Source organism: Variovorax sp. MSC1_012 (assembly GCF_023667525.1).
Taxonomy (GTDB): Bacteria; Pseudomonadota; Gammaproteobacteria; order Burkholderiales; family Burkholderiaceae_C; genus Variovorax; species Variovorax beijingensis_B.
Map to the genome: position 1 here is coordinate 1,537,206 of NZ_CM174443.1, position 26,823 is coordinate 1,564,028.

Sequence of the window (26,823 nt, forward strand, 5' to 3'; positions counted from 1 at the left end):
AGGCCAAGCCACTTCATTTATCACGGGAATAGCATATAATTCGAGGCTCACGACCAAACGGGCGGGTACCAACCGCCCGTTTTTTTTGGTCTATGCAATTTCGATGCGTGACACCCGTGGCGGGCGGGTGGCACGCATAAGCATTTTTACAAGGCAAATTCAAACACGTGGCATTGCAGCAGACAGTGGAACAAACCGTTGCCGGTCTCGGCTACGACCTGGTCGAGATCGAACGCTCGGCCGGTGGATTGCTGCGCGTGACAATTGATTTGCCCTGGACTGCCCCCACTTCGGAAGCTGTGGCTGCAGGCATTCCCGAACCCTTCGTGACGGTCGAGGATTGCGAGAAGGTCACGCGCCAGTTGCAGTTTGCGCTCGAGGTCGACGGTGTCGATTACAAGCGGCTCGAGGTTTCCTCGCCGGGTATTGACCGTCCGCTTCGCAATGAGCAGGATTTCGAGCGTTTCGTGGGCGAGGTGATCGACATCACGCTCAAGGCGCCCATGGGTGCCGCGGCGGCGGGGCAGGTGTCTGCCACCCGCAAGAAATTTCGCGGCACGCTGGAGCGTGCTGAAAAGGCGGAAGGGGCCGACGGAGCCCTGGGCTGGCAAATCGTCTGGAGCGACGCGCCGGAGCCCAAACCGGGTCAAAAAGTCAGCAAGAAGCGCGCGCCTGCAAAGTTGCAGGCGCTGGGTTTCGTGCTGGATGAGCTGCGCGATGCGCGGCTCGCGCCAATTGTGGATTTCAAGGGCCGCAGGGCCAAAACCCAACCGGGTTTTTCGGATATTGACGACGGAACGAACGTTCCGGACTGACTAGAGGAGTGGGTGGCATGAATCGCGAAATGTTGATGTTGGTGGATGCGATCTCGCGCGAGAAGAACGTCGAGCGCGACGTGGTTTTCGGCGCGGTCGAGTCCGCGCTGGCGCAAGCCACCAAGAAGCTCCATCAGGGCGACGTGGACATCCGCGTCTCGGTCGACCGCGACAGCGGCGACTACGAAACCTTCCGCCGCTGGCACGTCGTTCCCGACGAAGCCGGCCTGCAGCTGCCCGACCAGGAAATCCTCCTGTTCGAAGCCAAGGAAGAAATGCCCGACATCGAGGTCGGCGAGTACATCGAGGAAGCGGTGGACTCGGTGCCGATCGGCCGCATCGGTGCCATGGCGGCCAAGCAGGTCATCCTGCAGAAGATCCGCGACGCCGAGCGCGAGATGCTGCTCAACGACTTCATGTCGCGCGGCGACAAGATCTTCGTGGGCACCGTCAAGCGCCTGGACAAGGGCGACATCATCGTGGAGGCCGGCCGCGTCGAAGGGCGCCTGCGCCGCAGCGAGATGATCGCCAAGGAAAACCTGCGCAACGGCGACCGCGTGCGGGCCATGATCATGGAGGTCGACCTGACGCTGCGCGGCGCGCCGATCATCCTGTCGCGCTCGGCCCCCGAGTTCATGATCGAGCTGTTCCGTCAGGAAGTGCCCGAGATCGAACAGGGCCTGCTCGAAATCAAGAGCTGCGCCCGCGACCCCGGTTCGCGCGCCAAGATCGCCGTGCTCTCGCACGACAAGCGTGTCGACCCGATCGGCACCTGCGTCGGCGTGCGCGGCACCCGCGTCAACGCCGTGACCAACGAGCTCGCCGGCGAGCGCGTGGACATCGTGCTGTGGAGCGAAGACCCGGCCCAGTTCGTGATCGGCGCCCTGGCGCCGGCCAACGTCTCGTCGATCGTGGTCGACGAGGAAAAGCACGCCATGGACGTGGTGGTCGACGAGGAAAACCTCGCGATCGCCATCGGCCGCGGCGGCCAGAACGTGAGGCTCGCCTCCGATCTGACCGGCTGGAAGATCAATATCATGGACGCCAATGAATCGGCCCAGAAGCAGGCGAGCGAAACCGACGCCAGCCGCAAGCTGTTCATGGAAAAGCTCGACGTCGACGAGGAAATCGCCGATATCCTGATCTCCGAGGGCTTCAACAGCCTCGAGGAAGTGGCCTATGTGCCGATCTCCGAAATGCTGGAGATCGAAGCTTTTGATGAAGACACCATCAATGAGCTGCGCACGCGCGCCAAGGATGCGCTGCTGACCATGGAAATCGCCAAGGAAGAGGGCGTCGAGACCGTCTCGCAGAATCTGCGCGACCTCGAAGGCCTCGACCCCGAGCTGATTCCCAAGCTGGCCGAGGCGGGTGTGCACACCCGCGACGACCTCGCCGACCTCGCGGTCGATGAACTCACCGAGATCACCGGCCACAGCGCCGATGACGCCAAAGCCCTCATCTTGAAAGCCCGCGAACATTGGTTCGCCGGCCAAGAGTGACGGTCATGGAGGCACGAAACCAATATGTCCAGTACCACTGTCGCCGAGTTCGCGAACGAGCTCAAGAAGACTCCCGAAACCTTGCTTGACCAGCTCAAGAGCGCAGGCGTGCCCAAGGCGGCACCCACCGACGCACTCACCGAGGCTGACAAGCAGCGCCTGCTCGGCTTTCTCAAAGCCAGCCATGGCACCGCCGAGCCCGAGCGCAAGAAAATCACGCTGACCAAGAAGTCGACCAGCGAGATCAAGCAGGCCGACGCCACCGGCCGCGCCCGCACCATCCAGGTCGAGGTGCGCAAGAAGCGCACCTTCATCCAGCGCGAAGATGGCCATCCGGCCACGCCCGAAGCGCAACCGGTGGCCGAAGCGCCCGCCGCGGCACCCGCCGCGCCCCGCATCGACGAAGCCGAACTGGCCCGCCGTGAGGAAGAGGCGCGCCGCCAGGCCGAGCTGATCCGCCGCCAGGAAGAAGAACTGGCCGAGAAGCGCCGCCTGCGCGAAGAAGCCGAAGCCCGCGAACGCGAGCAGGCCGAAAAGGCCGAGCGCGCAGAGCAGGCCGAGCAGGAAGCCGCACGCGCCGCCGCCGAGAAGAAGGCTGCTGACGCAGCCGCCGCCGCGCCCGCCAAGGAAGCGGCCAAGCCGGTCACTGCGCCTGTTGCAGCCGCTGCAGCCGCCGCCGAACAACAGGCCGCCGACACCAAGCTGGCTGCCCAGACAGCCGCCACGCAAGCCAAGGAAGACGCCAAGGCCAAGGCCGCTGCCGAATCGAAGGCCCGTGCCGACGAGGAAGCCGCCCGCGCCAAGGACCTGGACGAGCGCCGACGCAAGGCCCTGGCCGAAGCCGAAGCCATTCGCGCCATGATGAACGCACCGGCCCGCGTGCTGGTGCCGCACAAGGCGCCCGAGAAGCCGCAGCCCGAAAAGGCCGCGGTCAAGGGCACGCTGCACAAGCCGGCCGCGCCCGCAGCGCGTCCCGGCGCGCCGGCCGCACCGGGTGCTGCCGCAGCCCCTGGCGCCGCTGGTGCCGGCAAGGAAGTCAAGTCGGCCAAGCTCTCGTCGAGCTGGGCGGGCGATCCTGCCAAGAAGAAGGAAATCAAGACCCGCGGCGATGCCAGCGGCGGTGTCGGCCGCGGCAACTGGCGCGGAGGCCCGCGCGGCCGCCGTGGCAGCAATGACCGTGGAGGCCACGAAGAGCATGTGCAGGCCGCACCGGTGGAGGCCCGCATTCTCGAAGTGCACGTGCCCGAAACCATCACGGTGGCCGAGCTCGCGCACAAGATGGCCGTCAAGGCGCAGGAAGTCATCAAGCAACTGATGAAACTGGGCCAGATGGCGACCATCAACCAGTCGCTGGACCAGGACACGGCCATGATCCTGGTGGAGGAAATGGGCCACAACGCGGTCGTTGCCGCGCTGGACGACCCTGAAGCCTTCACCGACGAGGACGTGTCGGCGCAAACCGCCGAAGCCCTGCCGCGCGCACCGGTCGTGACCGTCATGGGCCACGTCGACCACGGCAAGACCTCGCTGCTCGACTACATCCGCCGCGCCAAGGTCGCAGCGGGCGAAGCCGGCGGCATCACGCAGCACATCGGTGCCTACCATGTGCAGACCGAACGCGGCATGGTGTCCTTCCTCGACACCCCGGGCCACGAGGCCTTCACGGCCATGCGTGCCCGCGGTGCGCAGGCCACCGACATCGTCATCCTCGTGGTGGCGGCCGACGACGGCGTCATGCCGCAGACCAAGGAAGCCATCAAGCACGCGAAGGCTGCGGGTGTGCCGATCGTGGTTGCCATCAACAAGATCGACAAGCCCGATGCCAGCCCGGACCGCGTGAAGCAGGAGCTGGTGACCGAGGAAGTCGTGCCCGAAGAGTACGGCGGCGACGTGCCGTTCGTGCCGGTGTCCGCCAAGACGGGCCAGGGCATCGACGAACTGCTCGAGCAGGTGCTGCTGCAGGCCGAAGTGCTGGAACTCAAGGCGCCGGTGGATGCCGCCGCCAAGGGCCTGGTCATCGAAGCGCAGCTCGACAAGGGCCGCGGCCCGGTCGCGACCGTGCTGGTTCAGTCCGGCACGCTCAAGACCGGCGACGTGGTGCTGGCAGGTTCGACCTATGGCCGCGTGCGCGCCATGCTCGACGAAGACGGCAAGGCCATCAAGGCCGCGGGTCCCTCGATTCCGGTCGAGATCCAGGGCCTGACCGAAGTGCCGCAGGCGGGCGACGAGTTCATGGTGATGAGCGACGAGCGCCGTGCGCGCGAAATCGCGACTTACCGTGCCGGCAAGTTCCGCAACACCAAGCTGGCGAAGGCCCAGGCCGCGAACCTGCAGAACATGTTCACCGACCTCTCGGCCGGCGAAGTGCAGACGCTGCGCATCATCATCAAGGCCGACGTACAGGGCTCGCAGGAAGCGCTGGCCCAGTCGCTGCTCAAGCTGGCGACCGAAGAGGTCAAGGTGCAGATCGTGTACGCCGGCGTGGGCGGCATCAGCGAAAGCGACATCAACCTTGCGATTGCCTCCAAGGCCATCGTGATCGGCTTCAACGTGCGTGCCGATGCTGGTGCGCGCAAGCTGGCCGAAGGCAATGGCGTGCAGCTGAACTACTACAGCATCATTTACGACGCCGTGGACGAGATCAAGGTCGCGATGTCGGGCATGCTGGCACCGGAGCGCCGCGAGGAAATCATCGGCTCGGCCGAGATCCGCACGGTGTTCGTCGCTTCGAAGATCGGTACGGTCGCAGGTTCGTACATCACCTCGGGCTCGGTCAACCGCAGTGCGCATTTCCGCCTGCTGCGCGACAACGTGGTGATCTACACCGGCGAAGTCGACTCGATCAAGCGCATGAAGGACGACGTCCGCGAAGTGCGCGAAGGCTTCGAGTGCGGTATCAAGCTCAAGAATTACAACGACATCAAAGAAGGTGATCAGTTGGAATTCTTCGAGATCAAGGAGATCGCCCGTACGCTGTAACAAGCGTTCGATGCGACCGTATCCATGCCGAAAAGAAAAGCCGCCGCCCCCAACCGCGCGTTCAAGGTTGCCGACCAGATCCAGCGGGATCTGACGGAGCTGATCGCGCGCGAGTTGAAGGACCCGCGCGTGGGCATGGTCACGATCCAGGCAGTCGAGGTCACGCCCGACTATGCGCACGCGAAGATCTACTTCAGCATGCTCACGGGGGACGTGGCCGAGACCACCGAAGCGCTCAACCAGGCCGCGGGGTTCCTCCGCAACGGCTTGTTCAAGCGCCTTCACATCCACACCGTGCCGACGCTGCACTTCCTGTTCGACCGCACCACCGAGCGTGCGGCCGACATGAATGCGCTCATTGCGCAGGCCGTCGCTTCGCGTTCGAAAGACGACTAGCGTGAGCATCGCCGGGCCGCCCCAAGGTGCGAAGGCCCCCTTGGGGGGCGGGGATTTACACGCAGTGAAAGACCGTGGGGGCAACATTCCTGCGCCACGCACAAGGGTGCAGCGGCGCCCTGTGCATGGGGTGTTGTTGCTCGACAAGCCGCTGGGACTCTCCAGCAACCAGGCCTTGCAGAAGGCCAAGTGGTTGCTGCGCGCCGAAAAAGCGGGCCACACCGGCACGCTCGATCCGCTGGCCACCGGCGTGCTGCCGCTGTGCTTTGGCGCGGCCACCAAGTTCAGCCAGCTGCACCTCGATGCCGACAAGACCTACGAGGCCACGGCACGCCTTGGCATCAAGACCTCCACCGGCGACGCCGAGGGCGAGGTGATTGTCGAGCGCCCGGTGCATGTCACCGCTGAAGACCTGGCCCGCGTCCAGGCACAGTTCACCGGCCCGATCCGCCAGGTTCCGCCGATGCACAGCGCGCTCAAGAAGGACGGCAAGGCGCTGTACGAGTACGCACGCGAAGGCATCGAGATCGAGCGGGCGCCGCGCGACGTGGTCATCCATGCCTTGAAGATCACGCAGGCTGCCGCCGAATCGGCAGGCAACGCGATCAGGATCGCGGCTTCCGTGAGCAAGGGCACCTACATCCGGACGCTGGGTGAAGACATCGGCGAGGCGCTGGGCTGTGGCGCTCACCTCACGTCTCTGCGCCGCACGGCCACCGGCGGTTTCGGCGTGGCGCAGTGCATCACGCTCGAGGCGCTCGAAGCCATGGGCGAGGAAGAGCGGCTGGCGCAATTGTTGCCTGCCGAATCCCTGGTCGAGGGCCATACGGTCGTCACGCTCGGCAGCGAAGATGCAGGGCGCTTCCTGTCCGGCCTGCGCCGGCGCGGCACCTGGCCCGATGCCGACCATGTGGCGGTGTTCGGCGAAGCGCCTCCCGCCTTTCTGGGCACGGCGCACATTGCCGCCAACGAATTGATCCCGGGGCGCTTGCTGAACCCCATCGAAATCCAGCAAATTCTTTTGAACGCACAACAGACCGAAGCGACACCATGAGTACCAAGCAAATCCGCAATATCGCCATCATTGCCCACGTCGACCATGGCAAGACCACGATGGTCGACCAGCTGCTGCGGCAGTCGGGCACCTTTGCCGAGCACGAGAAAGTGGTCGACACGGTGATGGACAACAACGCCATCGAAAAGGAACGTGGCATCACGATCCTGGCCAAGAACTGCGCCGTGACCTGGGAAGGCACGCACATCAACATCGTCGACACCCCCGGCCACGCGGACTTCGGCGGCGAAGTGGAACGCGCGCTGTCGATGGTCGACGGCGTGGTGCTGCTGATCGACGCCCAGGAAGGCCCGATGCCGCAGACGCGCTTCGTGACCAAGAAGGCGCTGGCCCTCGGCCTGAAGCCGATCCTGGTCGTGAACAAGGTCGACAAGCCGGGCGCCAACCCCGACAAGGTGGTGAACGCCGCCTTCGACCTGTTCGACAAGCTCGGTGCCACCGATGAGCAGCTCGACTTCCCCGTGGTGTACGCCTCGGGCATCAACGGCTGGTCTTCACTCGAAGAGGGTGCGCCCGGCGAGCAGTGGGGCCCCGACATGTCGGCGCTGTTCAACACCATCCTGAAGCACGTGCCGGCGCAGAAGGGCGATCCGGACGCGCCGCTGCAGCTGCAGATCTCGGCGCTCGATTTCTCGACCTTCGTCGGCCGCATCGGCGTCGGCCGCATCAGCCAGGGCACGCTCAAGCCCATGACCGACGTGCTGGTGATGGAAGGACCGGACGGCAAGTCGATCAAGGGCCGCGTCAACCAGGTGCTGACCTTCCAGGGCCTGGACCGCGTGCAGGCCACCGAAGCCGGCCCGGGCGAGATCGTGCTGATCAACGGCATTGCCGACATCGGCATCGGCGTGACCGTGACCGACCCGGCCAACCCGGCGCCGCTGCCCATGCTCAAGGTCGACGAACCGACCCTGACCATGAACTTCTGCGTCAACACCAGTCCGCTGGCCGGCCGTGAAGGCAAGTTCGTCACCAGCCGCCAGATCTGGGACCGCCTGCAGAAGGAACTGCAGCACAACGTGGCGCTGCGCGTGAACGAAACCGACGAAGAAGGCATCTTCGAGGTGATGGGCCGGGGCGAATTGCACCTGACCATCCTCTTGGAAAACATGCGCCGCGAAGGCTATGAAATGGCCGTGTCGAAGCCGCGCGTGGTGTTCCGCACGGTCAACGGCGAGAAGCACGAGCCGATCGAACTGGTGACGGCCGACATCGAAGAGCAGCACCAGGGCGGCGTGATGCAGGCACTGGGCGAGCGCAAGGGCGAGCTGGTCAACATGGAACCGGACGGCCGCGGCCGCGTGCGCCTCGAGTACCGCATTCCGGCGCGCGGCCTGATCGGCTTCACCAACGAATTCCTGAACCTGACGCGCGGCTCGGGCCTCATCAGCAACATCTTCGACAGCTACGAGCCGCACAAGGGCGAGATCGGCAGCCGCAAGAACGGCGTGCTGATTTCCATGGACGACGGTGAGATCTTCACCTACGCCCTTGGCAAGCTGGACGACCGCGGCCGCATGTTCGTCAAGGCGAACGACCCGGTGTACGAAGGCATGATCGTCGGTATCCACAGCCGCGACAACGACCTGGTGGTGAACGCCACGCGCACCAAGCAGCTGACCAACTTCCGCGTCTCGGGCAAGGAAGACGCGATCAAGGTCACGCCGCCGATCGAACTCACGCTGGAATACGGCGTGGAATTCATCGAAGACGACGAGCTGGTCGAAATCACGCCCAAGAGCGTGCGCCTGCGCAAGCGTTTCCTCAAGGAAAACGAGCGCAAGCGGGCCAGCCGCGAAATGGCGAGCTGATCGCCATCCGGCCATGCTGCTGCGCCTGACCCACGGCGGGGCCGTGTGGCTGATGGTTGCCGTGACCCTGATGTGGGCCACGGCGGGCGTCGTCACGCGGCATTTGGCGCAGGCGCACAGTTTCGAGATCACCTTCTGGCGCAGCTTCTTCACGATGCTTGCGCTGCTGGTGATCTTGCCGCTTTGGCGGAGCCGGGCGGTGTTTTCGCAGATCCGCTCGGGTGGGCGCGAGCTCTGGATCTCGGGCGTCTGCTGGACCGTGATGTTCACGGCCTTCATGGTGGCGCTCACGCTGGCTTCGACGGCCAGCGTGCTGGTCACGATGTCCCTGGGCCCATTGCTCACCGCGCTGGCCGCGCGCCTGTTCATCGGCCACCGCCTGCCCGCGCGGACCTGGGTGGCCATCGTGGTGGCCGGCCTCGGCATTGCGTGGATGTACGGTACGCAACTGATGCAGGGCGGGGCAGCGGGCGGATCGCTGCTCGGAACACTGGTGGCGCTGTGCGTGCCGCTCGCGGGTGCCACCAACTGGACGGTGGTTCAGCATGCGCGTGCCAAGGGGCATGACATCGACCTGGTTCCCGCGGTGCTGGTTGGCGCGGCGCTCAGCGCGCTGCTCACGCTGCCCTTTGCCTTGCCGTTCCAGGCCAATGCGCACGACCTCGGGCTGCTCGCGTTCCTGGGCGTTTTCCAGCTGGCCATTCCCTGCGTGCTGGCGGTGCTGTGCGCACAGGTGCTCAAGGCGCCCGAGGTGGCGCTGCTCGCGCTGCTCGAAGTGATCTTCGGCATTGCACTGGCCTGGATCGGCGCGGGCGAGGAGCCGGCTGCGAGCGTGCTGACCGGCGGCGCGCTGGTCATTGGTGCACTGGTGTTCAACGAACTGCTGGCGCTGCGCGGGCGCCGCGCCACCGTGGCCGACGACGCGCTTCCCAGCGCCCACTGAGCCGCGCCGGCAGGCGGAAAGGAAAAGGCCCCGACATCTGCCGGGGCCTTCGAGTTGAAGCGCGATCAGGAGATCACGGAATCAGGGGCGGGCCACCTTCCAGGCGCCGTTCAGGACGCCGTCGCCGGTCTTGTCACCCGGCTTGCTGTCCTTGGTCCAGTAGTAGAGCGGCCAGCCTTTGTAGGCCCACTGCCTCTTGCCGTCTTCGCGCACGATGATCGTGTAGCCGCCCATCGGCTTGGCCGTTTCGGCCACCGGCAGCGGCGGCCAGTTGGCAGCGCACTGGGCATTGCAGGCGGAGGTGCCAGCACCGGCCGTGTCGCGGGCGAAGGTGTACAGCGTCATGCCATTCGGGCCGACCAGCACGCCATCGGCGGTACGGGTGGGGGTGTCGGGGGCGCTGGCGGTCTTGTTGGACATGCCGCCGCAGCCGGCGAGCAATGCCGCCGCGAGGATCGAGGCGCTGAGCAATTTCATGCAGTTTCTCCTTCAGTTGAAAAATCGCGAAAACAAGGCAGTGGTTGCGCGACACGGCAGTTTATGCCGGCCTCACGACAAATCGCGGTAGGCGAGCGTCGCGAGTTTCAGCAAAACTTCACGCGGTAGCTTGCCGGCAACGGCATAGCCGAAGCCCTGGTCGATCCAATAGAAGCTGGGCACCGGTCCTTCGGACGCGAAACGGAAGGCTGTTTCGCGCGATGCGGCGGTGCCGGCGGCGGCCTGGCTGTCGAGGGTGCCGATGTAGAGCGTGATGCGCTCGCCGGCGCTGTCCTCGAACATGAACTGGGCGCGCGCGCCGCTTTCCCCGGGCAAGAGGCGGCCGCCGACGAGCGTGTAGCCCATGGCAGTCAGGTCGGGCACCTTGAGCGGCCTGTCGAGGCGCTTGGACAGCCATTGCACGAGGTGCTGCTGCTCGCTGGCGGCGACTTCGACCGGGTGCCTTTTCTCGGGCGCGTAGACGGCGTGCGCAATGGACGCGTCGTGCGCGAATTCGCGCATCGCAGGCGCCCTGGCCAGTTGGGGCGCAACGGCGCGGTGCATCGACCATTGGGCATTGCCGAGCCAGCCGGCGCCAAAGGCGATCAGCACGCCGGCCGCCATGCAGCCCCATCGCATCCAATGGCCTTGCCGGGCCTGGCGAGGCTGGCTGCGATCGAGCGCGCTCATCAGGGGCGCAGGCACGGGCTCGTTCAGCAGTTCGCCATGCAGCCGGCGCAGTGCGTCGCGCTGAGTGCGCCAGGCCGCCACCCGCGCCGCAAGGGCCGGATCGCGCGCCACGGCGTCCTCGACCTCGGCGCGGCGTTCCGGTGCCAACTGGGCGTCGACGAAGGCATGCAACTCGTCGTCGCTAGGGGGCGGAGCAGAGCGATTCATGATGGAGCGGCGGGTTTCACTTGAGGCGGCGCAGGCCAGGGCGATGCGGCGCCGAGGCACCGTCCATCAGCTCGTGCAGCCGGACGCGGGCGCGCGACAGGCGCGACATCACGGTGCCGGGCGGGATGCCGAGCACCTTGGCCACCTCGGCATAGGAAAGGTCTTCGAGCGTCACGAGCAGCAGCACGGCGCGCTGCTCTGCGGGCAGCTGCATCAGGCAGCGCTGCAGGTCCAGGCCCATGCCGGGGTCGCGGCCCGGATCGGCGGCGCCGTGCAGTTCCTGCGCCGCGTCCTCCAGCGGCACCACGCTGTGCGGCGGCGTGCGCCGCAGCTGGCTCGCGAAGATGTTGTGCATGACCGTGAACAGCCAGGCGCGCAGGTCGCTGCCCGCCACCCAGAGCCGCCACTTGCTGCAGGCCCGCTCGAGCGTGTCCTGCACCAGGTCGTCGGCCGCCCAGGCATTGCCCGTGAGCGCGCGCGCATAGCGGCGCAGGCCCGGGATCTGGTCGGCCAGCAGGCGGGCGTCCATGGGGAGCGGGAGCGCGCGCGGATCAGGGCTTGGCGATTTTCCAGGCACCGCCGACGCCGTCGCCGGTCTTGTCGCCCGGCTTGGTGTCCTTGGCCCAGTAGTAGAGCGGCCAGCCTTTGGCGGCCCATTGCTTCTTGCCGTCGTCGCGCGTGACGATGGTGAAGTCGCCGGACGGCTTGTCGCTGTCGGTGGCCATGAAGGGGGGCCAGTTGGCCGCGCAGCCGCCGTTGCAGGCCGACTTGCCGCTGCCGGCCGTGTCCTTGTCGAAGGTGTAGAGCGTCATGCCGTTCGGGCCGACCAGCGCACCGTCGGCGGCCTTGGGCTGGGCGAACGAGGGAAGCGCGAGCAGTCCGGCGAGCAGCGCGGCGGCAAGGCCGGCGGAAGAAGGGCGAAAAGGCGACATGGAAGACTCCTGGAAGTTGGTGGCATCGACGATCCGATGACACCGCACAAACGCCTGCAACCGGCGTTTTATTCCATGCCGCGCAAAATAAAAAGAACTAGCGGCTGCGACTCTTCATCGCGCGCTCGACCTCGCGCTTTCCTTCGCGATCCTTGATGGTGTCGCGCTTGTCGTGCTCGGCCTTGCCCTTGGCCAGCGCAATTTCGCATTTGACCTTGCCGGCCTTCCAGTGCAGGTTGAGCGGCACCAGCGTGTAGCCCTTTTGCTCGACCTTGCCGACCAGGCGGCGGATCTCTTCCTTGTGCAGCAGCAACTTCTTGGTGCGGATGGAGTCAGGGTTGACGTGGGTCGAAGCGCTCTTGAGCGGGTTGATCTGCAGGCCGACGACAAAGAGCTCGCCGTCGCGGATCACCACGTAGCCGTCGGTCAGCTGGACCTTGCCTTCGCGCAGGGACTTGACCTCCCAGCCTTCGAGCACGATACCGGCCTCGAAGCGTTCTTCGAAGAAATAGTTGTACGCGGCCTTCTTGTTGTCGGCAATGCGGGAGGAGGTATCTTGTTTCTTGGTGGCCATGGCTCGGGAAGGTGGGGGCGCATGGCTTCAATACAATCCGTCGCGCACGCTGTCCCGATTCTATGAAAACCGTCAACAAGTCCGTCCTCATCTGGTACAGCGCCGAAGAGATGTACGCGCTCGTCACCGACGTGGAGAAATATCCGCAGTTCCTGCCCTGGTGCGACAAGTCCAGGGTCATCGAGGAAGACGAGGCCGGCATGACCGCCGAAGTGGGCCTGGCCTTTGCCGGCCTTCACCAGAGTTTCACCACCCGCAACACCCATGTGCCGGGGCGCGAAGTGCACCTCAAGCTGGTCGACGGGCCGTTCTCCAATCTCGACGGCCTCTGGAAGTTCGCACCCGTGGGCGAACCCGGCGAACGCGCCTGCCGCGTCGAGCTGCACATGAGCTACGGCTTCAGCAACTTCGCGCTGCAGGCGCTGGTGGGGCCGGTGTTCGACACCGTGGCCTCCAGCCTGGTCGAAGCCTTCGTCAAGCGCGCCGAGCAGGTCTACGGCACTTCCTGATGATCGAAGTCACGCTCTGCTGCTCGCCCGCACCGCGCGAGGTGTTCGAGCAGGTGCTGCGGCTCGCGCCTCAAGCCACAGTGGACGATGCCGTGAAGGCCAGCGATCTTTCGCGGCGCTTTCCGCAGCTCGATTGGCGCGAGGCCATGACGCCCGGAATCTGGGGCAGGGAAGTCGGCTGGGACCAGCCGCTCGAGGACGGCGACCGCGTCGAACTGTGCCGGCCCTTGGCGGTCGATCCGAAGGTGGCGCGCCGCGAGCGCTTCCAGCGCCAAGGCGCGCGCGGCACCGGTCTTTTCGCGAACCGCCGCAAGGGCGGCAAGGCCGGCTACTGACCGGCGCGGGCTCTGCTTATTTGCAGTCGCTTTCGATGATCGACTGAAGGCGCTTCTGCTCGGCGGCCCGGGCTGCGTCGTCCATGATTTCGCGCTCGCCCTTCGCGTTGATCTTGGCCACGCGGATGCCGCTGTCGAACGTGGCCTTGCCCTGGCGCGCGCGGTCGCAGTTGTCGGCCTTGGCCTTGGCGTTCTTCTCTGCCTCGGCGGCCTGCTTGGCCTTTTCCTCGGCCTGCGCCTTCTTCGTCTTTTCCTCGAGCTCCTTGTCGACGCCCGCCGGCTTGGGCGCAGCCGCGGCCTTGGGTGCCGCGGCGTCGGGCGCATCGGCTTCGGCGGGCGCCGAACCGCTTCGGGGCGGCGGAGAGCCCGCGCGGCGCAGGATGTTCTTTTCCGGCACGTCTGTCGGCGGCGGCTGGTCGCTGAAGACCTTCTTGCCGCTCTTGTCGATCCATTGCCATTGCGCGCTGGCCGAGAGCGGCAGCAGGCAAACACATCCCAGTACGAGCCAATGCGCGAATTTCATGCGGGGAGTTTAGCGGCCCTTACGTTTTGCAACATGAACGGGCCGGTTTTCGTTGCCGGCGAGTTGGGATTTGGCTACGTTTTCGCCGCCTCGCCGGCCCGGCCAATGCCGGCTGAAGCCCCCGGCAGGGCGGGTAAGTACCGACGGTCGCTACAATCCGTCTTTTGGAGCTTCACCCATGCGCCTTCTCGGCAAAGCGCTCACCTTCGACGACGTGTTGTTGGTGCCAGCGTTCTCCCAGGTCCTGCCCAAGGACACCTCCCTCGCCACCCGTTTCTCCCGCAACATCACGCTGAATCTGCCGCTGGTCTCCGCCGCGATGGATACGGTGACCGAAGCACGCCTCGCGATCGCGATCGCGCAGGAAGGCGGCATCGGCATCGTGCACAAGAACTTCACCGCCGCCGAGCAGGCCGCGCAGGTGGCCAAGGTGAAGCGCTACGAATCGGGCGTGCTGCGCGATCCCGTGGTGATCACGCCCACGCACACCGTGCTGCAGGTCATGCAGCTGTCCGACGAACTCGGCATCTCGGGCTTCCCGGTGCTCGACGGCGGCAAGGTGGTGGGCATCGTCACGGGGCGCGACCTGCGCTTCGAGAACCGCTACGACGTGCCGGTGAGCGAGATCATGACGCCGCGCGACAAGCTCATCACCGTGCCCGACGGCACCACGCTGGCCGAGGCCAAGGCGCTGCTCAACAAGCACAAGCTCGAACGCCTGCTGGTCATCAACAGCGCGTGGGAGCTCAAGGGACTGATCACCGTCAAGGACATCACCAAGCAGACCAGCTTTCCCAACGCGGCGCGCGACCCCTCGGGCCGCCTGCGCGTGGGTGCAGCGGTCGGCGTGGGCGAGGGCACCGAGGAGCGTGTCGAGGCGCTGGTGAAGGCCGGCGTCGACGCCATCGTGGTCGACACCGCGCACGGCCACAGCGCCGGCGTGATCGAGCGCGTGCGCTGGGTCAAAAGAAACTATCCGCAGGTCGACGTGGTCGGCGGCAACATCGCGACCGGCGATGCGGCGCGTGCACTGGCCGACGTGGGTGCCGACGCGGTCAAGGTCGGTATCGGCCCCGGGTCGATCTGCACCACGCGCATCGTGGCCGGCGTCGGCGTGCCGCAGATCATGGCGGTCGACAACGTCGCCACCGCGCTGCAGGGCACCGGCATTCCGCTGATCGCCGATGGCGGCATCCGCTATTCGGGCGACATCGCCAAGGCCATTGCCGCGGGCGCCAGCACCGTGATGATGGGCGGCATGTTCGCGGGCACCGAAGAGGCGCCCGGCGAGATCGTGCTGTTCCAGGGCCGCAGCTACAAGAGCTACCGCGGCATGGGCTCCATCGGCGCGATGCAGCAGGGCAGCGCCGACCGCTACTTCCAGGAATCGACCACCGGCAACCCCAACGCCGACAAGCTGGTGCCCGAAGGCATCGAGGGCCGTGTGCCGTACAAGGGCTCGATGGTGTCGATCGTCTACCAGATGTCGGGCGGCTTGCGCGCGAGCATGGGCTACTGCGGTTGCGCCACCATCGAAGACATGAAGAACAAGGCCGAGTTCGTCGAGATCACCACGGCTGGCATCCGCGAGAGCCACGTGCACGACGTGCAGATCACCAAGGAAGCGCCGAACTACCGCGCCGAATAAGCGATGAGCAGGCCCAATCTGGCCAGACCTTGAAGATCAGGCTAGATTGGCATTAGAATTCAGGCCAGATTCAATTTTTCTGGCCTAAATGCAATCCATCGGCATCGCCGAAGCCAAGAACAACTTCTCTGCCCTGATCGACCTGGTCGAAAAGGGCGAGGAGGTTCGCATCACCCGCCACGGCAAGGAAGTGGTGCGCATGCTGCCGGTGCGGCGCAAGCCGGTCATCACCGACGAGCAGATCGAGCGCGAACTCGGCCAGATCGCCGCGCTGCACGCCACCATCCAGCCCGGCCACTCGGTGCGGGCACTGCTCGACGAAGGGCGCCAATCGTGACAGCCTTCGTCATGGACGCCTCCGTCACCGCCGCCTGGCTCTTGCCCGACCAGGCCAGCGAACACACCCGCAAGCTTTACGCCGCCATCCGCCGCGACGAGGTGGAGCCGCAGGCGCCCAACGCCTGGCAGTGGGAGTGCGCCAACATCCTTGCCAATGGCGTGCGCAGCGGCCGCATTCCGACGTCCGCGGTCGAAGGGCTGTGGAGCGTGCTCGACGCCATCCGCCACCGCGTCGAGCTGCACGAACTCGCACCCGCGCAGCACAAGGCGGTGCTGGCCGTGGCCATCGATGCCGGGGTATCTCTCTACGACGCGGGCTACCTCTGGCTCGCAAAGTCGCTCAATCTTCCGCTCGCCACCTTCGACGAGCAACTCATCCAGGCGGCGCCCAAGGCGGGCGTCAAGCTGTTCGACATTTCAACGCTCTGACCGTCTTCTCCATGCAACACGACAAGATCCTCATCCTCGATTTCGGCTCGCAAGTCACGCAGCTCATCGCGCGCCGCGTGCGCGAGGCGCATGTGCTCAGCGAAGTGCACCCCTGCGACGTCAGCGACGAATGGGTGCGCGAATACGCGGCCGACGGGCACCTGAAGGGCGTGATCCTTTCGGGCAGCCACGCGAGCGTGTACGAAGAGACCACCGACAAGGCCCCGCAGGCCGTGTTCGATCTGGGCGTGCCGGTGCTCGGCATCTGCTACGGCATGCAGACCATGGCGCATCAGCTCGGCGGCAAGGTCGAGGGCGGCCACAAGCGCGAGTTCGGCTTTGCGTCCGTGCGCGCGCATGGCCACACTGCCCTCTTGAAGGACATCGCCGACTTCACCACGCCCGAAGGCCACGGCATGCTCAACGTGTGGATGAGCCATGGCGACAAGGTCACCGAGCTGCCGCCCGGCTTCAAGCTCATGGCCAGCACCGAGAGCTGCCCGATCGCCGGCATGGCCGACGAGGCGCGCCGCTACTACGCGCTGCAGTTCCACCCCGAAGTGACGCACACGGTGCAGGGCAAGGCAATCCTCGAGCGCTTCGTGCTCGGCATCTGCGAGGCGAAGCCCGACTGGGTCATGCGCGACCACATCGCCGAAGCCGTCGAGAAGATCCGCGAGCAGGTGGGCGATGAGGAGGTCATCCTCGGCCTCTCGGGCGGCGTCGATTCGAGCGTGGCGGCCGCGCTCATCCACCGCGCCATCGGCGACCAGCTGACCTGCGTGTTCGTCGACCACGGCCTCTTGCGCCTGAACGAAGGCGACATGGTCATGGAGATGTTCGAGGGCAAGCTGCACGCGAAGGTGATCCGTGTCGATGCGAGCGACCTGTTCCTCGGCAAGCTCGCCGGCGTGAGCGACCCCGAAGCCAAGCGCAAGATCATCGGCGGCGAATTCGTCACGGTGTTCAAGCAGGAGGCCGCCAAGCTCAAGGCGGGCGATGGCGGCCATAAGGGTGCGACCTTTTTGGCGCAGGGCACCATCTACCCCGACGTCATCGAATCGGGCGGCGCCAAGAGCAAGAAGGCCGTCACCATCAAGAGCCACCACAACGTGGGCGGCCTGCCCGAACAGCTGGGCCTCAAGCTGCTCGAGCCGCTGCGCGACCTGTTCAAGGACGAAGTGCGCGAGCTCGGCGTGGCGCTCGGCCTGCCGCCCGAGATGGTGTACCGCCATCCGTTCCCCGGCCCGGGCCTGGGCGTGCGCATCCTCGGCGAAGTGAAGAAGGAATACGCCGACCTGCTGCGCCGCGCCGATGCGATCTTCATCGAGGAGCTGCGCAACTTCAAGGACGACGCCACCGGCAAGAGCTGGTACGACCTCACCAGCCAGGCTTTCACCGTGTTCCTGCCCGTGAAGAGCGTGGGCGTGATGGGCGACGGCCGCACCTACGATTACGTGGTCGCGCTGCGCGCCGTGCAGACCAGCGACTTCATGACCGCCGACTGGGCCGAACTGCCGTACGCGCTGCTCAAGAAGGTGTCGGGGCGCATCATCAATGAAGTGCGCGGGATCAATCGCGTGACTTACGACGTGTCGAGCAAGCCGCCGGCGACGATTGAGTGGGAGTGATAGGGAGTACTGCTGGGCAGCGGTAGTCCCGCCCCCTCAAGCAGGCGCGGCCGTCTCCAGCGCCCCGGCCAGCACCGCAGCAAGGCCGCTGCCGGCGCTGCCATCCTCGTCGAGGCGCGGGTTGTAGATGGTGACCTCCATGCCGATCGCCTTTCCGCTCGCGAGGATGAGCCGGAGCGTCGTCGACAGTTCGTCCCATGACAGCCCGCCTGGTACGCGGAAATCGACCGCCGGCATGACGGCATCGTCGAGGCAATCGGCGTCCAGATGGATGAAGAAGCCGTCGAGCTCGGCCCGCGCCAGGTGGTCGATGGCCGCACGAGTTGCGGCTTCGACACCCAGGCGCCGGATGGTGGGGAGATCGCAGGCCATGAGCCCCGCCGGCAAAGGCTGGCTGCCGAATTGGACCTGGTCTTCGTGGTCGCGGAATGCGAAGGCGACGGTGTCCTCGGGCCGCACCAGCGGACGGCGGCCCTCCAGATCGGTCAGCAGCGCCGGCCCGTGGCCGGTGACGAGGGCCAGGTCCATGGACGCGCCTTCGCCGTTGGGCTCGGCTTCGGGCTGGAAGAAATCGGCGTTGCCGTCGATGAAGAACAGGCCATAGCGGCCGCGCCGGCGCAGCGCGAGCATCGAGCCCAGCACGATCGTGCAGTCGCCGCCCAGCACGATCGGGAATTCGCCCGCGTCCAGCACCTGCTCCACGGCATCGGCGAGCATGGGCGACCACGACGCGATCGCGCCGGCGTTCAGCACCAGGGTGGCTGGATCGGGCTTCGGGTCTTTCGGCGGAACGGCCAGTCGCCCGGCACGGCGCGCATGGATGCGGTCTGCGAGGCCCAGCTCCAGCAAGCGGTCGGGCAGGCGCTCCACGCCGTCGGTCGACAGGCCGAGCGTGGAGGGCGCTTCAAGAATGGCATAGGGTCGGGTCGGCATCAGGTGCTCCAGATATCGCGGGTTCTTTCATCGATGGCTTCGTAGTTCATGAGATGCATCGGTGTCACTTGGCGAAGACATGGGGCTCATGTTCCGCCTCCCGTCGATCACGACCAAGCCTTGACCATGTGGGCGTTGGGGACTGCTGACCGAGCGGCATCCGCTCGAATCCCGGCACGTCAAGACTCGATGGCGCGCGCCTCGGCCAGATACCGGTCGTTGTCGAACATGTCGGGCCGATCTTCCGCGAAGCGCCACATCTGCCTCTTGGTGTGCAGCAGATTGCCGAGGTACACATGCAATGCGCCCGAGCGCGCCGTGCCCGGATTCGCGACCGCGTGCACGGTATCGGGAGGCAGGTGAACCACCTCGGGTGCGATGGCTTCGCGCCGTTCCGGAACCTGCAGCCGGCCGTCGGACAGCGGGTAGATGAAGTTCGTCTCTTTGCCCCGATAGATGCCGATGAGGGCGTCCATCAGATGGTTGTGAGGCGGGTACTGCAGACCCGGTGTGAGGGTGATGTGATAGATCGTCAGCGTGTCGTTCGCGCACAGCAGGACTTCATCGTCGCTTGCCTCGTGGATCAGCTCACCGAGCGCGTGGAAGCGGGCGGTGATGTCGCGCAGCACCGCGGCGACGCGATCGAGGCGATCGGCCTTTGCGGCGGCGTCGACGATCTCGTCGATCGCGGTTTGAAGGGTCGAACTGATGGGAAAGGGCGAAGTCATCTTGAATCGGCGGAACTGGGGCAGGATAGATCAGGTACGCAGGGCCAGTCCACGACCGGCCGCAGGCAGCGGTGCCGCGTTGTGGAGTGGACCCTATCGACTGAACCACTGGGGAAAGATGAACTGACGCTGGCTGGGGCGAATGCGGCGTCAGGTGTCCGGTGCACCGGCGCCGCGTTCGCGCATCCAGCGCCAAAGCGTCGAGCGGCTCACGCCGAGTTGCCGGGCCGCGGCCTGGCGGTTGCCGCCCTGCGCCTGCAGCGCCGCGGCCACGCGTGCAGCGCTCAGCCCAGTGTGGTCGGCTACCTCGCTTGCGGTGGCATCGGCGAAAAGCTCCGGCAGATCGTGCCGCAGTTCGTCGTAGCGGACGTCTTCGATGCGGTCGAACTGCATGAGGAACACCGCGATGCGCTCGCCGAGGTTTTCCAGCTCGCGGATGTTGCCGGGCCAGTCGTAAGCGCGCAGACGCGGCAGCAGTGGGGCCAGCGCGCGCGCTGGGTCCAGGCGCGTGCCCAGGCGCTGCAGGCAGCGGCCGACCTGTGCTTCGGCCAGCGGTGCGATGTCTTCGCGCCGCTCGCGCAAGGGCGGCAGCGGCAGGCGCAGCGTGTTGAGGCGGTAGAACAGGTCTTGCCGGAAGCGGCGTTCGGCAATCATGTCGTTCAGCGGCTGGTGCGTGGCGGCGATCACGCGCACATCGACCGGGATGGCGGCCGTCGCGCCGAGCCGCGTGATCTCGCGCTCCTGCAGCACGCGCAGCAGGCGCGTTTGCAGTTGCAGCGGCATGTCGCCGATCTCGTCGAGGAAGAGGGTGCCCGTGTGCGCCGCCTCGAAGAGGCCGCGTTTGCCGCCGCGGCGTGAGCCGGTAAAGGCGCCTTCCTCGTAGCCGAACAGCTCGCTTTCCAGCAGCGCTTCCGGAAAAGCGGCGCAGTTGACGGCGACGAAGGGGCGCCCCGCGCGCACGCTCTCGTTGTGGATGGACTGCGCGAACAGCTCCTTGCCGACACCGCTCTCGCCGGCGATCAGCACCGTGAGGTCGGTGCGCGCAAAGCGCCGGGCGGTCTGCACGGCACGCATGAAGGCCGGGCTCTGGCCGATGAGGTTGGCGAAGCGGTGGCGCGCCGCGCTCTGGCGCCGGCCCTGCTGGATGCGCAGGCTGGTGTCGGCTTCCTGGATGGCGCGAGCGTCGTAGAGCGTGAGGGCAGCGCCGACGATCTCGCCGTGCTCGCGAATAGGCGTGCGGTTGACCACCCAGTCGCGCTGCGCGAAGCGCTGCACCACGGCGCGCTCGACCTGGCCGCTGTCGAGCGTGGGCTGCAGCGACAACTCGGGTTCGATCATCTCCAGCGACTGGCCGATGAGCCGCGCGTGCGGCGGGCCGAGCAGCTGCTGCATCGGTGGGTTGACCGCGATCACGCGGTTGTCGCGGTTCACCGCCAGCACGGCCTCCTGCAAGTTGTGCAGCACGCCGTTGAGCTGCTCGTAGCGGCCGGCTTCGAGCCGCGCGACGCGTGCGAGTTCGAGTGCGTCTTCGAAGCCCTTGCGCAAGCTGCCCAGCGAGTAGGCGAGCAGCCCGTGCAGGCCAGCCTGCTCAGCGAGCTCGACGACCAGGCTGGAGCCGACGATCACCTCGAAGCCCTCGCGCCGCAGCCGCTCGAAGCGCTGGCGTGCGTCGTCGGGCGTCTGGTAGGCGTGCTGCACCACCTCGATGTTGAGCAGGTCCTTCACCTCGTCGAGTTCGGGGATGGTCTGGCCGTACATGACCACGCCGACGCGGCTGGACATGCGCCGCGCCTTGATGAGCGCCTGCAGCAGGTCGAAGCCGCTCAGCTGGATGGTGGCGACCGGCGCCTGCAGGCCGGCGCGCAGGATGCTCGCGTTCGACCCAGCGCTCACAAAGGCATCGACCAGGCCGCGCTCCAGCCGGTCGCGCGCGATGGCGAGCGCGTCGCCGAAGGTGCCGTCGACCACCTCGATCTCGGCGCGGCCGGTGTATTCCGCCACCACTGGCATCGCGAATTCGCGGATCTGCCGGTAGCTCATGAAACACAGGCGCGGCAGCTCGCCGCTGCGCACGGGAGCCGGGAACAGGGCAGGCGAGGGGCGGTCGTTGAGCATGTCGCATTGAAACATAAAGATGTTTCATTCATGTCTCAGTGCAACGCAACGGGTCGATTGGAAGAGCATCAATCCCTTGTAAATCAAGCACTTGAGCGCGTCCTTCGAGTTGGCACGGCCCCTGCGATAGCTGGGCATTCGCCAACCTTTCGGAGACATTGAACGTGGCACTCGAACACATCACCGTGCTGGACCTGACGCACATGCTGTCCGGCCCCTACGGGACCATGCTGCTGGCCGACCTCGGTGCGCGCACCATCAAGGTCGAGCCGCCCGGCAGCGGCGAAGGCACGCGCCGCCTGCTGGAGAACGACCCGCACTACTCGCGCGACGGCATGGGGGCGTACTACCTCACGCTCAACCGCAACAAGGAGAGCGTGTGCGTCGACCTCAAGACGCCGGCCGGCAAGGCGGTGTTTCTCGACCTCGTGCGCAAGGCTGACGTGGTGTTCGACAACTTCAGCGTCGGCGTGACCGGGCGGCTGGGCATCGACTACGCCTCGCTTGCCAAGGTGAACCGGCGCATCGTCACCTGCTCGGTTACCGGCTTCGGCCAGACCGGCCCGCAGACACAGCGCCCGGCCTTCGACCAGGTGGTGCAGGCGATGGGGGGCGGCATGTCGATCACCGGCACGCCAGAGACGGGTCCGACGCGCAGCGGCATCCCGATCGGTGACCTCGGCGGTGGCATGTTCGGCGCAATGGGCGTGCTGGCTGCATTGGTGGAGCGCGACCGGACCGGCGTGGGTCAGCATGTCGACATTTCGATGCTCGACGCGCAGATCTCGCTGCTCAACTACATGGCGACGATGCATCTGCTGTCGGGCCACGTGCCCGAAGGCATCGGCAACGGGCACTTCGTGCATGTGCCGTACAACAGCTACCCCACAGCCGACGGCCACGTGATCATCGCGTGCATCGGCGACCCGTTCTTCGAGCGCTTCGTCGAGTTCATCGACCTGCCGACGCTGCGCAAGCCCGAGTACCGCCAGCAGCCGGTGCGCTTCGCGGCCAAGGCCGAAATCGACGCGGTGGTCGGCGAAGCGATGCGCAAGCAACCGACTGCCTATTGGCTCGAGCGCCTGCGCGAGGCGCGCATTCCGTGCGGCCCGGTCAACAACTTCGAGCAGGCACTCAACGATGCACAGGTGCTGGCGCGCGACATGGTGGTCGAGGTGCCGCTGAAGACCGGCGAACGCGTGCGCATGCCGGGCAACCCGATCAAGCTGTCGGCAGCCGACAAGGGCCGGGGGTTCACCTGCCCGCCGGCGCTCGGCGAAGACACGCGCAAGGTGCTCGGCGACCTCGTCGGCTACGCACCCGACAAGCTCGAAGCACTGCGCGCCGAAGGGGCGATTGCATGAGCGCGAAGGAAGCGATTCACATCACCGACGTCGCACCGCGCGACGGCTTGCAGAACCAGGCGGTCCACGTCGGCACCGCGGGCAAGCTGCGGCTGGTCGAACTGCTGGTCGAGGCCGGCCTGCGCAGCATCGAGGCGACCAGTTTTGTCTCGCCGAAGGCCGTGCCGCAGATGGCCGACGCAGGTGAACTGCTGCCGCAGGTGCAGGCGCGCTTCGCGGCGCTGCGCACCTCGGTGCTGGTGCCCAACCTCAAGGGGCTGGAGCGTGCGCACGCAGCCGGCGCGAAGGAGATCGCAGTCGTGCTCTCGGCCACCGAGACCATGAACCGCAAGAACATCAACATGGGCCTGGACCAGGCGACCGAGGTGAGCGAGCAGACCCTGGCCGCCGCGCGCGCGCTGGGCCTGCGCACGCGCGCCTACGTGGCCGTGGCCTTCGACTGCCCCTTCGAGGGCGAGACGCCGCTCGAAGAGGTGCTGCGCCTGTCGGCCCGCATGCACGCAGCCGCGGCCGACGAGATCGTCATCGCCGACACCATCGGCGCGGCCTCGCCGGGTCAGGTGAAGGAGCGCTTTGCGGCGCTGCGCGGCGTGGTGCCGATCGAGCGCCTTGCGGTGCACCTGCACGACACGCGCGGCATGGGCGTAGCCAATGCATGGGCGGCGCTCGAAGCTGGCGTGCGCCGCTTCGATGCGAGCGTCGGCGGCATCGGCGGCTGCCCGTTTGCGCCCGGCGCCGCCGGCAACGTCGCGACGGAAGACCTCGTGCTCATGGCCGAGCGCAGCGGCTTCGCCACCGGCATCTCGCTCGCCGGCCTGCTGGCGGCGGTCGACTTCGCGCAGGACGCACTGCGCAGGCCGCTCGGCGGCCGCGCCATCACCTGGCTGCGCCGCCAGCGTGACAAGGACACACAAGACAACACCAGGAGACTTGCATGAACCCGACCTTCCACCTTCATCCCAACCGCCGCCAGATGCTCGCCGGCCTCGCCTCGCTCGCGGCCGCCGGCACGGCCGGCAGCGCCTTCGCGCAAGGCGCCAAGTACCCGAGCAGGGCCGTCACGCTCGTGGTGCCGTATTCCGCCGGTGGCGGCACCGACATCGTGGGCCGCTTGATGGCGCAGCGCCTGTCGGAGCTGTGGGGCCAGTCGGTGGTGGTGGACAACCGCACCGGCGCCAACGGCGTGATCGGCTCGAGCACCGTGGCGCGCGCGGCGCCCGATGGCCACACGCTGCTGCTGGTGGTGGGCTCGCACGCGGTCAACCCGGTGCTGATGAAATCGCTGCCTTACGACACCGACAAGGCCTTCACGCCCATCACCAACATCGCGAACTCGCCGTCGGTGCTGGTGGTGCAGGCCAACGGCCCCTACAAGACGCTGGCCGACCTGCTGGCCGCGGCACGCAAGGACGAACTGGGCTGCGGCTACTCGGAAGGGCAGACGCGCCTGACCAGCGAACTGATCCGCCAGGTCGGCAACCTCAAGCTGACCGGCGTGCCCTACAAGGGCGGCGCGCCGATCATGGTCGACATCATCGGCGGGCACCTGCCGATGGGCGTGACCAGCGTGCTGACTGCGCTGCCGCACGTGCGCTCGGGCGCGCTGCGCGTGGTGGGTGTCGCGGCCGATCGCCGCATGCCGCTGTTCCCCGATGCGATGACCTTCACGGAGGCGGGCTTGAACGGTGTCGAGTCGCTGAGCTGGTATGGCCTGTTCGGCCCGGCCGGCCTGCCGGCGCCGATCGTGGCGCAGATCAACCAGGACCTGAAGAAGGTCACGGCCGACCCCGCCGTGCAAAAGCAGATGCATGACCAGGGCGCCGACATCACGCTCACGCCACCAGCCGAGTTCCGCACTTTCCTGGCGAGCGAGACGAAGAAGTGGTCGCTCGTCGCGCAGCGCGGCGGCATCACGGCGGAGTAAGCGGGTATGGCGAACCCCATCCTCCGGCAGAAGCTCGACCGCGGCGAATTCATCGTCGCACCCGGCCTGCACGACATGATCGCCGCCACGGTGGCGAACAAGGTCGGCTTCGACATCGTCTACGGTACGGGCTACTGGCTCACGGCCTCCAGCCTGGGCCTGCCCGACGCGGGCATCGCCACTTACACGCAGATGCTCGACCGCATGGCGACGCTGGTGCGCACGAGCAAGGGTGCCGTCATCGCCGATGCCGACACCGGCTACGGCGGGCTGCTGAACGTGCACCACACGGTGCGCGGCTACGAGGCGGCCGGTGTCACGGCCATCCAGCTCGAAGATCAGGAGTTTCCGAAGAAGTGCGGCCACACGCCCAACAAGCGCTGCGTGCCCATGCAGGACATGGTCGAGAAGATCAAGGTGGCTGCCGAGGCGCGCGAGGACAAGGACAACTTCCTCATCATCGCCCGCACCGATGCGCGTGCATCGCTCGGTGTCGACGAGGCGATGCGCCGCCTGGAGGCGTATGCCGGGGCCGGTGCCGACATCCTGTTCTTCGAGGCGCCGCAGTCCGAAGAAGAGATGCGCAAGGCCTGCGCCGCATTCGACAAGCCGATGCTGGCCAACATGGCCGATGGCGGCACGTCGCCGATCCTGCCTGCGAAGGTGTTGGAGGAGATCGGCTTTGCGCTGGCCATCTACCCCTCGCTCACCAGCCTGTCGGCCGCTGCCGCGATGGAGCGCGCGTTGAGCAACCTCAAGGACAGCGGCGTCAGCCAGACGCCCGAGGTGCCGCTGTTCGACTTCAACGAGTTCTGCGGCCTCATCGGCTTTCAGGAAGTGTGGGATTTCGACAAGCGCTGGGCACGCTGAAGATTCAATCAACAAAAGAACGGAGACAAGACCCCATGACGAACACCCACAACCTCCCGCGCCGCTGCCGGCGCCGCTTGCTGACGATGGCAATGGTCGCCGCCAGTGCGCTTGCCATCGCAGCAACGCCGGCGCACGCGCAACAGGACTACCCGAACAAACCGATTCGCCTCATCGTGCCTTTCACACCCGGCGGCGTGACGGACACCGGCGCGCGCGTCGTGGCCGAGCGCCTTGGCGCCCGGCTGGGCCAGCAGGTGGTGGTCGACAACCGGCCCGGCGCCTCCGGCAACATCGGCACACAGCTGGTCGCGGCCGCGCCGCCCGACGGCTACACGCTGGTGTTGGGCTTCGACGGCACGCTGGTCATCAACCCGCACGTGTTCGCGAAAGTCCCGTTCGACACAGTGAAAGACTTCGTGCCCGTCAGCAAGATCGGCGACGCGGTCCTCGTCATCGTCACGCACCCCTCCGTGCCCGCGAAGACCTTGCCCGAGCTGATCGCGTATTCCAAGAGCAACCCGGGCGGCCTGTCTTACGGCAGCTCTGGCACGGGTGGCACGCCCCACGTCGCCGCTGAAATGCTCAAGGTGAAGACCGGCGCCAACTTCGTCCACGTGCCCTACAAGGGCGGCGGCCAGGCCATGACCGACGTGGTCGGCGGCCAGCTGCCGATGCTCTACACCGCCGTGGCCGGCGCGCTGCCCTTCATCGAGAGAGGGCAGGTGCGCGCCATCGCGATTTCGAGCGGGCAACGATTGCCATCGCTTCCCAACGTGCCCACCGTCGGCGAAACCGTGTCGGGCTTCGAAGCGAGTTCGTGGATCGGCATCCTCGCGCCCGCCAAGACACCCACGCCCATCATCGACCGCATTCAGCGCGAGTTGCATGCCGTGGTGAACGAGCCTGCGGTCAAGGAGCGCCTGGCCAAGCTCGGCATCACGTCGGTGGGCAATACGTCGGCTGAGTTCGGGCAACAGATTCAGGCGGATTTGAAGAAGTACGCGGATGTAGTGAAGGCGGCGGGAATCAAGATTGATTGAGGCGCGAGATGGCGGCTCTGGCCGTCTTGCT

The 26,823-nt window shown here is 66.5% G+C and carries 27 protein-coding genes; 18 read left to right on the top strand and 9 right to left on the bottom strand.

What is annotated here, in order from left to right; genetic code table 11:
* Window positions 1-167: 167 nt before the first annotated feature.
* The 7 genes from rimP to L1081_RS07245 all read left to right on the top strand — a co-directional run bounded on the left by rimP (window position 168) and on the right by L1081_RS07245 (window position 9,521).
* Complete coding sequence (gene rimP / locus L1081_RS07215; RefSeq protein WP_489415813.1) at window positions 168-815, top strand: ribosome maturation factor RimP; 648 nt, start codon at window positions 168-170, stop codon at window positions 813-815.
* 17 nt (window positions 816-832) lie between these two features.
* Window positions 833-2,317, top strand: coding sequence for a transcription termination factor NusA (gene nusA, locus L1081_RS07220; RefSeq protein WP_124959591.1), 1,485 nt, complete (start codon window positions 833-835; stop codon window positions 2,315-2,317).
* 24 nt (window positions 2,318-2,341) lie between these two features.
* Window positions 2,342-5,296, top strand: coding sequence for a translation initiation factor IF-2 (infB, locus tag L1081_RS07225; protein ID WP_489415814.1), 2,955 nt, complete (start codon window positions 2,342-2,344; stop codon window positions 5,294-5,296).
* 24 nt (window positions 5,297-5,320) lie between these two features.
* Window positions 5,321-5,692 carry a 30S ribosome-binding factor RbfA gene (rbfA, locus tag L1081_RS07230; protein WP_021007399.1) on the top strand — a complete coding sequence of 124 codons (372 nt, stop codon included), beginning with the start codon at window positions 5,321-5,323 and terminating at the stop codon, window positions 5,690-5,692.
* Window positions 5,693-5,777: 85 nt separating this feature from the next.
* The gene (gene truB / locus L1081_RS07235) at window positions 5,778-6,746 is read left to right on the top strand and encodes a tRNA pseudouridine(55) synthase TruB (protein WP_489416747.1); all 969 of its coding nucleotides are present in this window, start codon (window positions 5,778-5,780) and stop codon (window positions 6,744-6,746) included.
* Window positions 6,743-8,578, top strand: coding sequence for a translational GTPase TypA (gene typA / locus L1081_RS07240; protein WP_489415815.1), 1,836 nt, complete (start codon window positions 6,743-6,745; stop codon window positions 8,576-8,578). Before truB ends, typA begins: the two co-directional genes overlap by 4 nt.
* Before the next feature lie 13 nt (window positions 8,579-8,591).
* Entirely contained in the window at window positions 8,592-9,521 is a 930-nt protein-coding gene (locus L1081_RS07245) for an EamA family transporter (protein ID WP_489415816.1), read from the top strand.
* 81 nt (window positions 9,522-9,602) lie between these two features.
* Here the strand turns inward: L1081_RS07245 and L1081_RS07250 are convergent, their stop codons facing one another.
* The 5 genes from L1081_RS07250 to smpB form a co-directional block, all read right to left on the bottom strand.
* Window positions 9,603-9,998, bottom strand: coding sequence for a COG4315 family predicted lipoprotein (locus tag L1081_RS07250; RefSeq protein ID WP_012747857.1), 396 nt, complete (start codon window positions 9,996-9,998; stop codon window positions 9,603-9,605).
* Between the two features lie 72 nt (window positions 9,999-10,070).
* On the bottom strand, window positions 10,071-10,895 hold the full coding sequence (locus tag L1081_RS07255) for an anti-sigma factor family protein (RefSeq protein ID WP_489415817.1): 825 nt from the start codon (window positions 10,893-10,895) through the stop codon (window positions 10,071-10,073).
* Between the two features lie 16 nt (window positions 10,896-10,911).
* Window positions 10,912-11,424, bottom strand: a complete 513-nt coding sequence (locus L1081_RS07260) for a sigma-70 family RNA polymerase sigma factor (protein ID WP_489415818.1) — start codon at window positions 11,422-11,424, stop codon at window positions 10,912-10,914.
* A 22-nt stretch (window positions 11,425-11,446) separates the two neighbouring features.
* A complete protein-coding gene (locus L1081_RS07265) occupies window positions 11,447-11,827 on the bottom strand; it encodes a COG4315 family predicted lipoprotein (protein WP_489415819.1) in 381 nt (126 codons plus the stop codon).
* 97 nt (window positions 11,828-11,924) lie between these two features.
* A complete protein-coding gene (smpB, locus tag L1081_RS07270; RefSeq protein ID WP_012747861.1) occupies window positions 11,925-12,401 on the bottom strand; it encodes an SsrA-binding protein SmpB in 477 nt (158 codons plus the stop codon).
* Window positions 12,402-12,463: 62 nt separating this feature from the next.
* Between smpB and L1081_RS07275 the strand changes: the two genes are divergently transcribed.
* Window positions 12,464-12,910 carry a type II toxin-antitoxin system RatA family toxin gene (locus L1081_RS07275; protein WP_062366972.1) on the top strand — a complete coding sequence of 149 codons (447 nt, stop codon included), beginning with the start codon at window positions 12,464-12,466 and terminating at the stop codon, window positions 12,908-12,910.
* Window positions 12,910-13,245, top strand: a complete 336-nt coding sequence (locus L1081_RS07280; protein WP_489415820.1) for an RnfH family protein — start codon at window positions 12,910-12,912, stop codon at window positions 13,243-13,245. The genes L1081_RS07275 and L1081_RS07280 overlap by 1 nt, the downstream gene beginning before the upstream one ends.
* 16 nt (window positions 13,246-13,261) lie before the next feature.
* Here L1081_RS07280 and L1081_RS07285 read toward each other — a convergent pair whose 3' ends face one another.
* On the bottom strand, window positions 13,262-13,768 hold the full coding sequence (locus L1081_RS07285; RefSeq protein ID WP_489415821.1) for a DUF4124 domain-containing protein: 507 nt from the start codon (window positions 13,766-13,768) through the stop codon (window positions 13,262-13,264).
* Between the two features lie 178 nt (window positions 13,769-13,946).
* Between L1081_RS07285 and guaB the strand changes: the two genes are divergently transcribed.
* The 4 genes from guaB to guaA all read left to right on the top strand — a co-directional run bounded on the left by guaB (window position 13,947) and on the right by guaA (window position 17,815).
* A complete protein-coding gene (gene guaB, locus L1081_RS07290) occupies window positions 13,947-15,416 on the top strand; it encodes an IMP dehydrogenase (RefSeq protein ID WP_021007387.1) in 1,470 nt (489 codons plus the stop codon).
* 88 nt (window positions 15,417-15,504) lie between these two features.
* Window positions 15,505-15,753, top strand: coding sequence for a type II toxin-antitoxin system prevent-host-death family antitoxin (locus tag L1081_RS07295; protein ID WP_489415822.1), 249 nt, complete (start codon window positions 15,505-15,507; stop codon window positions 15,751-15,753).
* Window positions 15,754-15,764: 11 nt separating this feature from the next.
* Window positions 15,765-16,184 carry a type II toxin-antitoxin system VapC family toxin gene (locus L1081_RS07300; RefSeq protein ID WP_489416748.1) on the top strand — a complete coding sequence of 140 codons (420 nt, stop codon included), beginning with the start codon at window positions 15,765-15,767 and terminating at the stop codon, window positions 16,182-16,184.
* Between the two features lie 11 nt (window positions 16,185-16,195).
* Window positions 16,196-17,815, top strand: coding sequence for a glutamine-hydrolyzing GMP synthase (guaA, locus tag L1081_RS07305; RefSeq protein ID WP_489415823.1), 1,620 nt, complete (start codon window positions 16,196-16,198; stop codon window positions 17,813-17,815).
* A 36-nt stretch (window positions 17,816-17,851) separates the two neighbouring features.
* Here guaA and L1081_RS07310 read toward each other — a convergent pair whose 3' ends face one another.
* The 3 genes from L1081_RS07310 to prpR form a co-directional block, all read right to left on the bottom strand.
* Complete coding sequence (locus L1081_RS07310) at window positions 17,852-18,748, bottom strand: arginase family protein (protein WP_489415824.1); 897 nt, start codon at window positions 18,746-18,748, stop codon at window positions 17,852-17,854.
* Window positions 18,749-18,927: 179 nt separating this feature from the next.
* Window positions 18,928-19,476, bottom strand: coding sequence for an autotransporter (locus L1081_RS07315; protein WP_489415825.1), 549 nt, complete (start codon window positions 19,474-19,476; stop codon window positions 18,928-18,930).
* 150 nt (window positions 19,477-19,626) lie between these two features.
* Window positions 19,627-21,591, bottom strand: coding sequence for a propionate catabolism operon regulatory protein PrpR (prpR, locus tag L1081_RS07320; RefSeq protein ID WP_489415826.1), 1,965 nt, complete (start codon window positions 21,589-21,591; stop codon window positions 19,627-19,629).
* A gap of 164 nt (window positions 21,592-21,755) precedes the next feature.
* Between prpR and L1081_RS07325 the strand changes: the two genes are divergently transcribed.
* Genes L1081_RS07325 through L1081_RS07345 form a run of 5 tightly spaced genes read left to right on the top strand, consistent with a single transcriptional unit; the run spans window position 21,756 to window position 26,792 of the window.
* On the top strand, window positions 21,756-22,955 hold the full coding sequence (locus L1081_RS07325; protein ID WP_489415827.1) for a CoA transferase: 1,200 nt from the start codon (window positions 21,756-21,758) through the stop codon (window positions 22,953-22,955).
* Window positions 22,952-23,893 carry a hydroxymethylglutaryl-CoA lyase gene (locus tag L1081_RS07330; protein ID WP_489415828.1) on the top strand — a complete coding sequence of 314 codons (942 nt, stop codon included), beginning with the start codon at window positions 22,952-22,954 and terminating at the stop codon, window positions 23,891-23,893. Before L1081_RS07325 ends, L1081_RS07330 begins: the two co-directional genes overlap by 4 nt.
* Complete coding sequence (locus L1081_RS07335; protein WP_489415829.1) at window positions 23,890-24,879, top strand: tripartite tricarboxylate transporter substrate-binding protein; 990 nt, start codon at window positions 23,890-23,892, stop codon at window positions 24,877-24,879. Before L1081_RS07330 ends, L1081_RS07335 begins: the two co-directional genes overlap by 4 nt.
* 6 nt (window positions 24,880-24,885) lie before the next feature.
* On the top strand, window positions 24,886-25,749 hold the full coding sequence (locus L1081_RS07340) for an isocitrate lyase/phosphoenolpyruvate mutase family protein (protein WP_489415830.1): 864 nt from the start codon (window positions 24,886-24,888) through the stop codon (window positions 25,747-25,749).
* A gap of 35 nt (window positions 25,750-25,784) precedes the next feature.
* Window positions 25,785-26,792 carry a tripartite tricarboxylate transporter substrate-binding protein gene (locus L1081_RS07345; RefSeq protein WP_489415831.1) on the top strand — a complete coding sequence of 336 codons (1,008 nt, stop codon included), beginning with the start codon at window positions 25,785-25,787 and terminating at the stop codon, window positions 26,790-26,792.
* Window positions 26,793-26,823 lie beyond the last annotated feature (31 nt).